General features: G+C 43.1%; 17 protein-coding genes and 3 pseudogenes. 1 reads left to right on the forward strand and 19 read right to left on the reverse strand.

Annotation, left to right across the window (positions count from 1 at the left end):
- Positions 1-2: 2 nt before the first annotated feature.
- A complete protein-coding gene (gene bglS, locus SB847_RS15185) occupies positions 3-734 on the reverse strand; it encodes a beta-glucanase (protein ID WP_032875626.1) in 732 nt (243 codons plus the stop codon).
- A gap of 217 nt (positions 735-951) precedes the next feature.
- Positions 952-1,044: pseudogene (locus SB847_RS15190) on the reverse strand (CAT RNA binding domain-containing protein); the annotation flags it as partial.
- Positions 1,045-1,199: 155 nt separating this feature from the next.
- Here SB847_RS15190 and SB847_RS15195 point away from each other — a divergent pair.
- Entirely contained in the window at positions 1,200-2,450 is a 1,251-nt protein-coding gene (locus tag SB847_RS15195) for an MFS transporter (protein ID WP_326150879.1), read from the forward strand.
- A gap of 30 nt (positions 2,451-2,480) precedes the next feature.
- On the opposite strand, the gene SB847_RS15200 is transcribed toward SB847_RS15195, so the two are convergent.
- From SB847_RS15200 to SB847_RS15275, 17 genes and pseudogenes are all read right to left on the reverse strand, one after another.
- Positions 2,481-3,920 carry a DEAD/DEAH box helicase gene (locus SB847_RS15200; RefSeq protein ID WP_015418533.1) on the reverse strand — a complete coding sequence of 480 codons (1,440 nt, stop codon included), beginning with the start codon at positions 3,918-3,920 and terminating at the stop codon, positions 2,481-2,483.
- Between the two features lie 54 nt (positions 3,921-3,974).
- The gene (locus tag SB847_RS15205) at positions 3,975-4,349 is read right to left on the reverse strand and encodes a hypothetical protein (protein WP_101670252.1); all 375 of its coding nucleotides are present in this window, start codon (positions 4,347-4,349) and stop codon (positions 3,975-3,977) included.
- Complete coding sequence (locus SB847_RS15210) at positions 4,330-4,674, reverse strand: hypothetical protein (RefSeq protein ID WP_072589722.1); 345 nt, start codon at positions 4,672-4,674, stop codon at positions 4,330-4,332. Before SB847_RS15210 ends, SB847_RS15205 begins: the two co-directional genes overlap by 20 nt.
- Positions 4,661-5,026, reverse strand: coding sequence for an SMI1/KNR4 family protein (locus tag SB847_RS15215; protein WP_072589723.1), 366 nt, complete (start codon positions 5,024-5,026; stop codon positions 4,661-4,663). The genes SB847_RS15210 and SB847_RS15215 overlap by 14 nt, the downstream gene beginning before the upstream one ends.
- A 50-nt stretch (positions 5,027-5,076) precedes the next feature.
- The gene (locus SB847_RS15220) at positions 5,077-5,511 is read right to left on the reverse strand and encodes a DUF2716 domain-containing protein (RefSeq protein WP_285980082.1); all 435 of its coding nucleotides are present in this window, start codon (positions 5,509-5,511) and stop codon (positions 5,077-5,079) included.
- 102 nt (positions 5,512-5,613) lie between these two features.
- Positions 5,614-6,483, reverse strand: coding sequence for a hypothetical protein (locus SB847_RS15225; RefSeq protein ID WP_410564210.1), 870 nt, complete (start codon positions 6,481-6,483; stop codon positions 5,614-5,616).
- On the reverse strand, positions 6,471-6,722 hold the full coding sequence (locus SB847_RS15230; RefSeq protein WP_217483742.1) for a DNA-binding protein: 252 nt from the start codon (positions 6,720-6,722) through the stop codon (positions 6,471-6,473). Before SB847_RS15230 ends, SB847_RS15225 begins: the two co-directional genes overlap by 13 nt.
- A 41-nt stretch (positions 6,723-6,763) precedes the next feature.
- Entirely contained in the window at positions 6,764-7,129 is a 366-nt protein-coding gene (locus SB847_RS15235) for a YxiJ family protein (protein WP_410564212.1), read from the reverse strand.
- 1 nt (position 7,130) lies between these two features.
- A complete protein-coding gene (locus tag SB847_RS15240; RefSeq protein ID WP_140957708.1) occupies positions 7,131-7,976 on the reverse strand; it encodes a DNA-binding protein in 846 nt (281 codons plus the stop codon).
- A gap of 1 nt (position 7,977) precedes the next feature.
- Complete coding sequence (locus SB847_RS15245; protein ID WP_410564215.1) at positions 7,978-8,583, reverse strand: hypothetical protein; 606 nt, start codon at positions 8,581-8,583, stop codon at positions 7,978-7,980.
- Complete coding sequence (locus tag SB847_RS22595; protein ID WP_486304249.1) at positions 8,565-8,723, reverse strand: YxiF family protein; 159 nt, start codon at positions 8,721-8,723, stop codon at positions 8,565-8,567. Before SB847_RS22595 ends, SB847_RS15245 begins: the two co-directional genes overlap by 19 nt.
- A gap of 192 nt (positions 8,724-8,915) precedes the next feature.
- On the reverse strand, positions 8,916-9,323 hold the full coding sequence (locus SB847_RS15250; RefSeq protein ID WP_410564217.1) for a YxiG family protein: 408 nt from the start codon (positions 9,321-9,323) through the stop codon (positions 8,916-8,918).
- Between the two features lie 51 nt (positions 9,324-9,374).
- A pseudogene (locus SB847_RS15255) lies at positions 9,375-9,676 on the reverse strand (WapI family immunity protein).
- 185 nt (positions 9,677-9,861) lie between these two features.
- On the reverse strand, positions 9,862-10,308 hold the full coding sequence (locus tag SB847_RS15260; protein WP_410564219.1) for a hypothetical protein: 447 nt from the start codon (positions 10,306-10,308) through the stop codon (positions 9,862-9,864).
- A gap of 30 nt (positions 10,309-10,338) precedes the next feature.
- Positions 10,339-10,410 (reverse strand): annotated as a pseudogene (locus tag SB847_RS15265) (hypothetical protein); the annotation flags it as partial.
- 42 nt (positions 10,411-10,452) lie between these two features.
- Positions 10,453-10,899 (reverse strand): hypothetical protein, encoded by a 447-nt coding sequence (locus SB847_RS15270; protein WP_044802375.1) that lies wholly within the window; start codon positions 10,897-10,899, stop codon positions 10,453-10,455.
- A gap of 222 nt (positions 10,900-11,121) precedes the next feature.
- Positions 11,122-12,186: a polysaccharide lyase family 1 protein gene (locus tag SB847_RS15275; RefSeq protein WP_039063834.1), complete on the reverse strand. Its 1,065-nt coding sequence runs from the start codon at positions 12,184-12,186 to the stop codon at positions 11,122-11,124.
- Between the last annotated feature and the right edge of the window lies 1 nt (position 12,187).

The following is a 12,187-nucleotide window of genomic DNA, read 5'->3' on the forward strand; positions in this document are numbered from 1 at the left end:
CATTATTTTTTTGTATAGCGCACCCAGTCATAATGAGCGTATAGCGGATTTACACCATTGTAGGAACCGAGCCAGTCATCGACACCTATCCCATTCCATAAGTTCATCATGATTTTTCCCGGTGTTGTCGGGATTTGGCTTGTCGCAGTATGTTTTAATTGCCCATCGACATACCATTTAATAGAGTTTGGCTGCCAATCGAACGCATACGTATGATAGGCATTGGCCGCATCAAATCCGAGATCCGCAACCTTCTCATGATTTCCCTTTCCATTTGTATAATAATTAAATTGAACCTTTGTCGTGTCTTTTCCTAAAAATTCGATATCAATCTCATCCCAAGGGGTACCATCCGTTGGACCTGTATAAGTGAAGAACGATGAAACGATCCCTGTGTTTTTAGCCGGTTTCATTCTGACTTCATAAAGTCCATAGCCATATGTTTGAGCGGAGCGGTTCTCCCCGCAATCAAACTTGTTATAAGACGGGCTTGTCAGCGCCAAACGCATTTCACCTGATGACGTCACGGACACATTATTTGCACGCCACGTGCAGTTGAACATATCTCCATTGGAGTAACCATTTGCTTTTTGCCATAATCCGGAGTTATAGCTGTTAAAAGGTTCAAAAAACGATCCGCCTGTTTGAGCTGATGCAGTAGAAGTGATCGCACACAAACTCAAAAATAATCCAGTGACAAGAAGCAGCAGCACTCGTTTCATACGATAAAACATGTTGGCATTCCCCTTTCTTTGAAAGCGATTTCTTTATCGATCATACATGATTCTGTAAAAGGGAACATCAGTCAGAATAATGATAAAAACGAAACTTAAAAAGACCTAAATTACCATCAGCACAAACAGAGATAATCCGCGCTCATTGTAATTTAGGTTTTGCCTGCCTTAACCAAGTCATATGTGAATGTAAGACAAAATAAATACAAGGAAACTAAAATGGAATGCCCCAGCCCATGATGACCAATTCCTGATTGCCTTCTTTGAGCAGACTGACAACATTATTATTAATGACTTTCGCAATCTTCAATTCTGTCTACCTCCCGCCTGACCATTTACCTGCTACACCTTTGAACTAGTTCAATATCTCCAGGTCAATCAGAAAACGCCGTTCAGAAATCTTTGTCCAACGATGCGGATGAGGCGCATATAATGCAGAGAACCGGTTTTTGGGAAGGAGCGTGTGTGATGAAACGGTTTTCGAAAGAAGAAAGCAGCTGGATGCTGTATGATTGGGCCAATTCAGCTTATTCGGTCATTATTATGACGGCTGTTTTCCCCTTGTTTTTTAAAGCCGCGGCGGCGGAAAACGGTGTCAGCGCGGCTGATTCTACCGCTTATTTGGGCTATACGATTGCCGCCGCGACTTTTATTTTGGCGATGCTCGGTCCCGTCTTAGGAACGATTGCCGACTACAAAGGATGCAAGAAACGGTTTTTTGCCTTCTTTCTTCTGATCGGTGTGGCGGGCACAGCCGCGCTGGCTTTGATTCCCGGCGAATCTTGGATGCTGTTATTAATTTGTTATACGATTTCCACGATCGGCTTTGCCGGGTCTAATGTGTTTTATGATGCGTTTCTCGTTGATGTGGCCGCAAAGGAGCGGATGAATATGGTGTCCGCCAGGGGATTTGGACTGGGCTATATCGGCAGCACGATCCCTTTTCTCCTCAGCATTGCCGTCATTCTTTCAGCCCAAGCGGAGGTTATTCCGCTGTCCGCCCAGGCTGCCGGCCGCATTGCCTTTTTAATTACGGCGGCATGGTGGGGGCTGTTTTCGATCCCGCTCCTTCTCCGCGTCCGCCAGCGCTATTATATCGAGAGGGAGCCGCGGCTTGTACTCAGCAGTTTTATACGGCTGGCCGGCACGCTGAAGCAGATCAGGAAGCACCGGGCGCTGTTTTTGTTTCTGCTCGCCTATTTCTTTTACATCGACGGGGTCGGCACCATCATTACGATGTCCACGTCATACGGGGCTGACCTCGGCATCAGCGCGGCCAATCTGCTGATTGTTTTATTTGTCACTCAGGTCGTCGCCGCGCCTTTTTCGATTTTGTACGGGCGGCTGGCCGAACGGTTTAAAGGAAAAACCATGCTTTATGCCGGAATCGGCGTGTATATGATTGTCTGCACGTATGCTTATTTTATGGATTCCGCTTTTGATTTCTGGGTTTTGGCTATGCTTGTCGCCACTTCCCAAGGAGGTATTCAGGCGCTGAGCCGCTCTTACTTTGCCAAGCTTGTCCCCAAACAGAACGCCAATGAGTTTTTCGGCTTTTATAATATCTTCGGCAAGTTCGCTTCGATTATCGGCCCTCTTTTGATTGCCGTGACCGCCCAGCTGACCGGAAATTCGTCAGCCGCCGTGTTCAGCCTGATTTTGTTATTTTTGATCGGCATTGCCATCCTTGCGTTCGTCCCCGAGGAGACGGCGTAAAAAAAGCCTGCGCGCGGCAGGCTTTCTTTTTTATTTCTTGGCTTTATGGACTTTCAGTTTTTTGCCTTTGACCGTCGTATTTTTCATGATGTCAAGAACGTGCGGGCCTTTGCCGTTCAGAATCTCGACGTACGATGCGTTGTCCAGAATCGTGATAATCCCGATATCATCGGCTGAAACGCCGTCGATTTTCGCAATCGTTCCGACAAAATCGACCGCTCTGAGTTTTTTCTTTTTCCCGCCGTTAAAGTACAGCTTCATGATGTCTTTGTTTAACTGTTCGCTTTTGTCTGTTTTGACATCGGGGCGGGCGTTCAATTTTTCCGCAAAAGCCGCTTTCCGTTCCGCTGTTTCTTTCTCAGACGGCGCCTCACGCTTTTGGATGCGGAAACCGATATATGTCTCAATGTCATTCAGAAACCGCGATTCAGACGGCGTCACAAACGTAACGGCCAGTCCGCGGTGTCCGGCGCGGCCCGTTCTGCCGGTGCGGTGTACATAGCTTTCTTTTTCAAGCGGAATATCATAATTGATGACGAGGCTGATGTTTTCAATATCAATTCCTCTGGCGGCAACGTCGGTCGCAATGAGATAGCGGAACTCGCCGCGCTTGAATTCATTCATAACGTCAAAGCGGTCTTCCTGCACCATGCCGCCGTGAATTTTATCGCAAGGGTAGCCCAGCCTGTCCAGCTCATCGGTTAACTGGATGACTCTTTCTTTTGTCCGGCAGAATATGATGCAGCTGTCCGGGTTTTCGGTGATCAGGACATCACGCAGCAAAGATGTTTTGTCCTCTTCTTCTGTTCTGGTGACAAAATGCTCAATGTCTTTTGTCGTCAGGCCTTCCGCTTTTACTTCAATCAATTCAGGGTCTTTCATATATGTGCGGCTCAGCTTCTCGACGTCATCCGGCAGCGTCGCTGAAAACAGCATAGTGACTCTGTTTTTCGGCAGATGCTGAATGATGGCTTCCACCTGTTCAATAAATCCCATATTCAGCATTTCATCCGCTTCGTCAATCACTACATACGCCAGCCGTTCAAGCGGCAGCGTCCCTTTCTCTATATGATCAAGCACACGCCCCGGCGTTCCGGCAACGACGTGGCTTTTTTGCTTCAGTTCGGTTTTCTGTTTGTCAAAAGAAGCTTTTCCGAAAACCGCCGTGGCTTTTATCCGTTTGAAACGGCCGATATTCGTGATATCTTCTTTAATCTGCGCCGCAAGCTCGCGGGTCGGCGTTAAAATCAGCGCCTGCGGTTTGTTTTCCTCCCACTCCGCAAGCTCGCAGATCGGAATGCCGAAAGCCGCGGTTTTGCCGCTGCCCGTCTGCGATTTGACGACGAGGTCTTTTTTTTGCAGCGCGGCGGGGATGACGCGCCGCTGCACTTCAGTCGGCTCGGTGTATTGCAAGCCATTCAGCGCCCGTCGGATCTCGGGGCTGATCGCATATTCATTAAACTCATTCATGACTAAACTCCTTCTCTGTCCGGCTCCCCTCATTATACGCGAAATGCCGCCGCTTTACCCTGACGTTTTGCCGGGCCATTCGGGGGACTGCTTTTTCTTCATGTCAAGCACGACCCATTTGGCGCAATAAAAGCTCATGCTTCCTTCCCCGTCATCGACATAGTAGCGGATCGATTCCCAGCCGCCGTCGACCGGGCTGATATCCAGATGGATGTCGGTGATGCTTTCAAGATCATCCAGCCGGGCAGCCCTCACATCCTCAAAACGCAGCACGGCATCATACTGTCCATCAGTCAGCTTCAGCTCAAACACCGGGATTTTATCATAATACTCGTTATACCCGTTATAGAACGTAAACTCCGTCAATTCAAAACAACCCGGCGAATCCGGCCCCAGCAGAACTGCTTTCTCATGTTTGTGCCACTCCATTTTGTGCCTCCTTACTTAACACCTTCTTCTCTGCTGCTTCATATTGACGGCAGTAAAAGCGGAACGTTTGGTTCTCCCACTCCTCCACGAGAAAATGCTGTCCATCATCGCCGTCAGCAGGATCAATTGTTACAATGCCTGAGCCAGCCGTTTGACTCTCCATTTCTTTTATTTGAACGGAAGAAACGTCTTTGCATGTGAGCCTTACACGAATGAGATGATGTTCATACTCGGAGGAAAGTGCCAACTCAATTGCAGAAATCTCCCCTTCCCGGAGGAGACGGAATTCTAAAAGCTCCTGAATCAGCCACTTATTCTTTTTCATTTTCTATAAATTCTCCTATAGAAGCGGCATACAACTCAACATCGGCAGTCTCATGATCCCACAGATAAACAGTCTCCTCCATTACGCTGTCCGTCTTTTTCAAGCACAGCTTATCCCCGGTTCCGTTGTCGGCAATTACGATCAAATCGTCGGGCATGCTTTCTTCTCTGCATACACTGTTTTGCCTGATCACATCATCCCAGGTTTTCTGTAAGCGGCTTTGTTCACGGATAGGAAAAAAAATCCACTCTCCGATTTCCGCAGGGTTCTTTTTATGAATCAGCCGTTTATATGCTTTCGGAAAAGTTGCTCCCAAGCTTTTTTCCGCAGCTCTGAACTCTTCTTCTGTCATCCTGTTATTCCTCCTCCCGTAAAAGCATGAGATTCATTCGCAAGGGGTCTTCACTTTTGAAATAAGACAGGAGCGTTTCTTTCTATCGCCCTTATTAGCGGTGAGCCAAAAACCGTAATGGTTTGCTGCCGCGGATCCCCTAGCAGCCCCCACTGGAAGTCCTGATGAATAAAGAAACAATAGTCTCCGTTTGGAATAACGGGGACCAGCCATTCACCGAATTCATCTTTATCAATTGGCGCATGAGGATTAAATAGATAACATTCATGCTGCCAGTCCAGCGCATATATAAACTCTTGCTTTAACGTACAAGATTGAAATGCCTTTAGCAACTGCACCTCTGCATCTTCCAGAAAGCCGATACGCCCTTTTTCATCATTGAATCCTTGAGATACATCAAAGATCTGAAACGGATTTGGAGGTTTTATAGAAGCAAATATACTGCCCGGTTTCCATTTCACTGCGCGATTTACCCTGCGCCACAAGCGCTCTGTCTCCTATTCACTCAAACAGTGCCAATTCATGTATTACTCCTCCCGCAGCTTCAAACGTTTCACCTCTGCCCGTCCCTTTTCAAAAGCTGCCTGTCAGCTTAGTAAGTAAAGCCGGTTGCTCTCATCAACCCCCGCAGCTTTATCTTGATATGCAGCCACTTGTGTAAAACGAAGAGGTTTTCTTGAGACTTTATCAGTGAGCTGATATTCCCCAGCCTGTTTCGCCATGTTATGAAATTTTACTGCCTTGTCAATTCGGCACGAAGCTTCATTCCGAATCAAAAAGTAATATGATGAACCAATCTTGAATTGTACACTAAAGTCAAAGTCTGCCTTATGAAAGCTTAACGTTTCGCCTTGCAAATCGACCTTCCGGATATAATCTTCACCAAGCGTACAGTAATGAAGATAAAGAGCATCCTTTTCTGCATACGCCCCATAAAAATGATCAATAAGGTGCGGAGACGTACAGAAAGAATCACAACGAGATTTCCAAATTCCGTCTGCAAAAGGAAAGAGGGTCACGCCTTTTGAACTGATATCGTCGTCCAGACAAGAAAATATTCCCGATTCATCGTAACCCAGCCACAAATTACTCGCAGAATCGACGGTCATTGACCGGATGTAACGGCCCCCGTAAAACGAATGGTAAAATCCTTTAATCGGGTGCCATACATAAATATTCGGTTCTTCATAAACCATCCCATCCTCATAGTCCTTATGGATAAGAAACAAAAATAAATCTCTTGATTTTTGAACGCCGATGATTTTCTTAGATGTTTCAATTTGATAGCGATGACGTAAGTATCCATCCCTGTTCCGGAATATGAAAATACGGTTGATATATTCATCTTGCCGCTTTTCCTGAGCCAGTACGATGAGCTCCGTTGCATTCATGGACAGGATGATTGGGCCGCTTGAGTTGATTTTTGTATGAATTCTTGTAAAGACTAATTCCGACATGAACGCACCCTTTCTTCATGCATTTTCATATATGTCTGCATCCAATCTTTTAATTCTTCTAACGTATGCAGATACGAATCAGGCGAATCTTTCAGATCAAACCCGCTCAAATATACGAGCATCTCCCAAACGGTTTCGTCCTCAACCGCCGGATCATCTGCAGCCACGTACTCGCACGCCCAATCCGACACTTCTTCCCTCGCCGCTTGACCGTTCAGGATCAGACCAGCCTTCTTCACATTCTGCTCTTGTGGGTTCTGTCACGTCAGAATCCTGCCTTTCATTTCTTGTTTAAAATGCTTACCAACAGCCTCCGGGCCCGTTCGTGCCGCCCGATTTCCCGGCTGAGCTCCGGATAATCCGTTAAAGCATTTTTCAGCTGCGCATATTGCGGATAAAGCTCAAAAAAGGATTTATATAAGGCTTTACGCTGCCTCGCAGGCATTTGTTTATTCGCCAAAACAAAATCTAAGCTGCCGCAGATAAGCGCGAAATATTCATAAAAATCTCCCGCGCAGGCAACCCCCTCAAAGGCTTCTTCAAAACTCCCTGCATCTGCGGGCAGCGGACCCTCTAATTCTTTTTTGTATAATTTCAGGTTTCGGATGACGTCATCATTTAAAGAATATCTGTTGGATTTCATCATCTCATTTTGACGCTTTCCAATTACTGATATCCCGCTTATAAATCCCCGAATTCGAGACCGCGTAAATGGCATTGCCAGTCAGCTTCAGCTGATGCCCGGAAAGCTCATCACCATCCGCATCACAGCACGTTATCTCTTGCACCGGCAGACTGACATCAGCCGGAATGAGGGACAGTGAATGATCATCTTTGCATATCCAAAACCCGTCACCTGAAATCGCAAGCTGGTCGTAAACTCCTGAACATGCTTTATCAGAAATAATCCACACTCGTTTCACGTCGGTTTCATCAAACGCAGCAATGACTGTATATGAATAATACAGCATGTAGATCAGTCCGTTTTTTTCTGCAAGTGCATAGCAGTCATCTGCCGCGGGCGCATACATTTCTGAAAGCTGCTGATCAATGTGAGTTTTCTTTAGCTGCCCGTCTAAAGTGAAGCACAGCACACTGTGCCCTTCAGGATTTTCATCACTATAAATACCTTCATCACTTAAACCGATCCACAGGTTTTGTTTTTCATCCAAAAGACTGCATGAAACCCCTGAAGGCAGAGAAAATGCACTTTGTTCTGTTCCTTCTGCTGAAAATACTTTCACTTTATACTCATGCGATTCAAAGAAAATCAACACATACCTGGCAGCCGAACTCTGTTGAAACAGCATAATATCCTCACACGGAATTTGTTCATCGATATGAACCTCTCGGGTATCGCCGGATTCCTCCGTGATCGTAAATGAAAGACTGCCATTCTGATGCTGACCAAGATACTGACGTCCGCAGTTGTCAAAGTGACAAACACATCCTTTTACTGATTCATCGTGTATCTTGTTCATTTTTATTTTCATGTCATTGCCCCTTGTATTTATAATGCGTGGTGAGCTTTTTTTGAAATTCATCCGAAACAGTCTGATCCGGGAATACAACTGATATCCAGTCTAAAACATGATCATCTAACAGCCTCCATGATTCTAACGTTTTTCCCGCAATCTCCTGATCAATGCCTAAAATACAAATTTCAAATTCTCTCTCTCCGTAAATCGCCCACTTGAAAGTCGGTGAAGCCCATACGACGCGGGATGCAATATTCATTATGCTGTCATTTTTACTGTACTTTGGATAATCAGTTAAGATTGAAAGATATTCATCTTTGGTTATATATAAAGGAATCTTTAACCAGTTAAAATAACCGAATTCCTCGTAAAACCGATTCATATCATCCAGTTGTGCCAGAACAGCCATTAAGATAAAATCATCGTGATGATGATGCGCCAAACTTTTGAGCATCTCCCAGCCTTCTTCAGACAAGACCCAGTGGAATTCTTCGAATAGATAATAATGTTTTCGTTGTTTAAATACTTGTTCGGGCAACGTTTTGTTTTCATGAAATAAGGAATATATTTGGGATTGAAAAACCGCCGATTCCTTTGTGTTTTTTATAAAAAAGGGATGCATTTTGAACCTCTTTTCAGCGGTTTATACACAAGCTCACAGCCGTATTCTGTGTGAAATAAACAGATAGCAAATGAGAAGGACGGCTCAACTAAAATAAAGCTGTTAGAAAGCAGCCGGCCTTCAAAATCTATAAAATCCATGAGAAAGAATATCTTTACTCACTAGATCACATGAATATATCGAGTTGTATTTCAGCGGATTAATCACATCCAGATTCCCTATAGCCTTCAATGATTCTTTTTGTATATTTAAAGGGCTGCTCATGTTTACCTCCGCGAACGATTTCGTTATGTAAGAAAAGAGAGGGCTGGGAACCTCTCTTATTTGTTTATTTATAATTTCGAATGATACGCATAAAATGATTGATCATCAAAGCGAACTGTTTCAGCTTCTACAGCAATCAGCATTCTGTTCATGTCAATGAGAAAATTAGCATTTGATTGATACTCCGGAATTACAGCATTTGATAGATTTCCGATTCCTTCCGGGTGGTAACTCATCTCAAATACTTGCCAATTGTATTCTTCAGGATCTATTTTTTCTAATCTCATATCACCAATATCTGCACTAAAATAAACAGATGCTGCATTTTGAAAAAGAATGTTATGCGTATATTCGGATTTATTTTCAACGACCTGAATCTTAAGTGAAAGCTCTTTTCTAAACACATGAAAGTCAAAATGAAGGACAGCGCACCCTCGGTCTATATAATCTACCCATTCATTAATTGTCTTGTACACCGTTTATCTCCCTAATGAAGTTTTGGAGTCTTTGAGATCTGATTTTAAAGTCTACACGAAAAGTTCTAGCTTCTCTTCATTACGAATATTCGTTTTCTTTATCTATACTCAAAATAAAAAATGGTTCAATTGTTTCTAAACGTATCCTGTCTTGTTTCCCCGCTAATAATGCTTCAATCCCTGATATCAGCATTTTATATTCACTTTCTAGTAAAGCGGCGGAGTAATCGCGGGCGATTACTTTATTAGGTTCCAACAGTTCAAACATTGTTGAGATAAAAGGATCATCCTCCGCTTCGTAATACCTTCTCTGTTATTTCAAGTTCCAGACAGCCGTCTCCAATTCTGGCCATGCTGTCTCCTCGTTCTCTACTTAATAGCTTTAATTTAGTAGTAAATGATTTGAATGACGCTCTGAAAGTCAAGCTAAGTTTCAATCGATTGTTCACCTTTTACTGTCTCGATTCTAATCACCAACCCGCTTATATTTTTTTTAAAAAAAGAATCCGCAGGCTCATCTATTTTTTATTTAATGCCATTATTTAATAATGTTTATAATATTTTCTCTATAACTAGATCCTATTCTGATTGTCTCGGAATCTGTTATTTCTATATGATAAAGAACATAATCCAGTAAATCTTTAATAATTGTTTTCTCTGCTAAAGGAGCACCATTTAATATATCTTTTAACTCAACATCTTTTTCCAATAAGATTATATTTTCATGCGCAACTATTGTATTTTTGTACTCTTCTGCTGAGGTTTTCATAAAAGAGATTTTTTTATTAAACAAAGTATTTGTTTTTAAGCTCGCTGAGAAAATACAATCATTAGTATCTTTATTTGAAAGAGAGTAAGAATACATTGCATATTGTTTATTTTCCATATTTTTTAATATAACAAATATTAAATCCTCTATTGTTTTATACTCTTTTTCAACCCAATCATAGTCATTGAGAGTTGATATTTCATAAAAATAGTACATTTAATTCTCTCCTTCTATCTTTTATACACTGTAAACCGCCATGAGATAGAATAAGCCGGTTTCTTCGTCGTATTGGTAGCCTGCGTAGCGGTATCGATTGTTAACCTCTCCATCCATTATCCAAAAATAACCAAAGTCTATAAATCAATCTTTTAACATTTTTATTATATCTGTAGCTTCTAAAAACAATTGATTTATCTTATTTTGGATTTCTTTAGCTATTTTTTCATCACTTTCTAGATCTGATAAATATCCCGCTTTACCTGAAAACAACTTTTTTTCACAAATCCATATATCTAAATGGTCTATACAATAGCCATCTTCATTATCATGAAAGTCGGTACCATCCAAATAAGCTACAGAAAAAAATATTAATGAGTTATAACTATTCTCAAAACAATCTGAGGGCTGTACCTCTTTTCCGATCTCTTTTTCGTCTCCGACTCTCCCAAAAGCAGCTTCAATTTTCAACCCCATTTTTCTAAACTTTTCTTGATTGTTTCTTATTTTGTTTAATGCGATTCGTTCAAATTGTTTTTCTATTTGTAAGATTTCTTTCTGTGTAATAGAATTCAGGTTGATTTTTTTCATATTACTCCTTAGTATTCTGGCCGTATCCTCTTTCCATAGCCAGTTAATGAGTTAGGGCGAGTTAAGTTCCACTTCTTGTGCAAAACAGTTTTAACAATAGTAATATTATTGAAATTGTTTATCAATATTTTCCTAGGTATTTAAGGTTATTTTAAGGATTATAGGTATTTTGAACCTTTTATTCATAAAAAAAAAACCGCCGGCTGCCGGCGGTTTTTCGTATTATGGATAGCGGAGATTTGTATTTTGCGCTCCCGCGTAGGATTGGGCGAAGTTTTTAGCATCCTGGGCTGAAAGCGTGCCGTAGCTGTAATTTGATCTCGGATTCCAGCCGGTGCGCGGTGATTTCGGGGCTTTGAGCGACGGGAATGAACCGATGTCGGTGAATTGGGCAGTCCCGTAGTCGTCTATCATTCCGCCTTTTTCATTTCCGTTACCGAAATAGTTGGCTTCTGAGAAGACAGTCGCGTTTGTATGAATGGTGAATCCTAAATTGAAATTGGTCACATAGTTGTTTTTCGCGTGAAAATAGCCGTATCTCATCAGGCCCGGTGAACGGACATAGACGTTATTAAAATAGTTGTTTGTGATCGTCATATGCGGATAGCCGATATAATTGCGTCCTTCGTTATCATCATTCGGATAACCGAGAATCAGGCCGTACAGATGGTCTGTGAATTTAGAGTTAGACAGCGTCACAAAATCCGCTTTGGCGCCGACATACAGAAGCTTTCCCAAATCGCTGTGGCTGTTCGGATTGTAGCTGTGTCCTTCAAACCACACGTGATCAATCCAGTAATTCTGTCCGTTCGCTATGTACATCGGAATGTCGTTGTTGCCCGTAATGGCGGCACTATGGCTGATAATGAGATTTTTGAAAATCACATTGTTTGAGCCGGAGCCGGTGGTCAGATAGATGTTGGTCAGCCTGTGGCTGGTATAAGAGCCGACGATGGTTTTATTGGCGCCGACTGTCACAACGGCTTTACCCGGGGAAGAAATATCACTTGTGATGACGATGGTTTTGCGGTCCGTTCCTCCCGCATTGTTTTTCAGATCATTAAGATTGCTGACGTAGACGACGGGGCCGCCCTGGCCTCCCGATACGGCGGATTTTGCTTTTCCGTTATGATCCTTCGCATTTCCCGCGAATCCGGTAAGTCCCTGCATCACATCCGGATAAGCCGCTGCCGCTTCTGCCTGCTTTGATGCGGAACATACGATGGCCAGACAAAGCGCAAAGCCGAGTGCAGCCAAGAAAGCGAGATGACGCGTCTTCTTTTTCATG

Source organism: Bacillus sp. SIMBA_026, assembly GCF_046535335.1.
GTDB lineage: Bacteria > Bacillota > Bacilli > Bacillales > Bacillaceae > Bacillus > Bacillus velezensis.

Coding starts and splice junctions, on each gene's coding strand:
- SB847_RS15260 (WP_410564219.1), bottom strand. CDS start 10,308: ATGTACTATTTTTATGAAATATCAACTCTCAATGACTATGATTGGGTT.
- SB847_RS15225 (WP_410564210.1), bottom strand. CDS start 6,483: ATGTCGGAATTAGTCTTTACAAGAATTCATACAAAAATCAACTCAAGC.
- SB847_RS15200 (WP_015418533.1), bottom strand. CDS start 3,920: ATGAATGAGTTTAATGAATATGCGATCAGCCCCGAGATCCGACGGGCG.
- SB847_RS15245 (WP_410564215.1), bottom strand. CDS start 8,583: ATGCATCCCTTTTTTATAAAAAACACAAAGGAATCGGCGGTTTTTCAA.
- SB847_RS15240 (WP_140957708.1), bottom strand. CDS start 7,976: ATGAAAATAAAAATGAACAAGATACACGATGAATCAGTAAAAGGATGT.
- SB847_RS15270 (WP_044802375.1), bottom strand. CDS start 10,899: ATGAAAAAAATCAACCTGAATTCTATTACACAGAAAGAAATCTTACAA.
- SB847_RS15210 (WP_072589722.1), bottom strand. CDS start 4,674: ATGAAAAAGAATAAGTGGCTGATTCAGGAGCTTTTAGAATTCCGTCTC.
- bglS (WP_032875626.1), bottom strand. CDS start 734: ATGTTTTATCGTATGAAACGAGTGCTGCTGCTTCTTGTCACTGGATTA.
- SB847_RS15215 (WP_072589723.1), bottom strand. CDS start 5,026: ATGACAGAAGAAGAGTTCAGAGCTGCGGAAAAAAGCTTGGGAGCAACT.
- SB847_RS15235 (WP_410564212.1), bottom strand. CDS start 7,129: ATGATGAAATCCAACAGATATTCTTTAAATGATGACGTCATCCGAAAC.
- SB847_RS15275 (WP_039063834.1), bottom strand. CDS start 12,186: ATGAAAAAGAAGACGCGTCATCTCGCTTTCTTGGCTGCACTCGGCTTT.
- SB847_RS15205 (WP_101670252.1), bottom strand. CDS start 4,349: ATGGAGTGGCACAAACATGAGAAAGCAGTTCTGCTGGGGCCGGATTCG.
- SB847_RS22595 (WP_486304249.1), bottom strand. CDS start 8,723: ATGGATTTTATAGATTTTGAAGGCCGGCTGCTTTCTAACAGCTTTATT.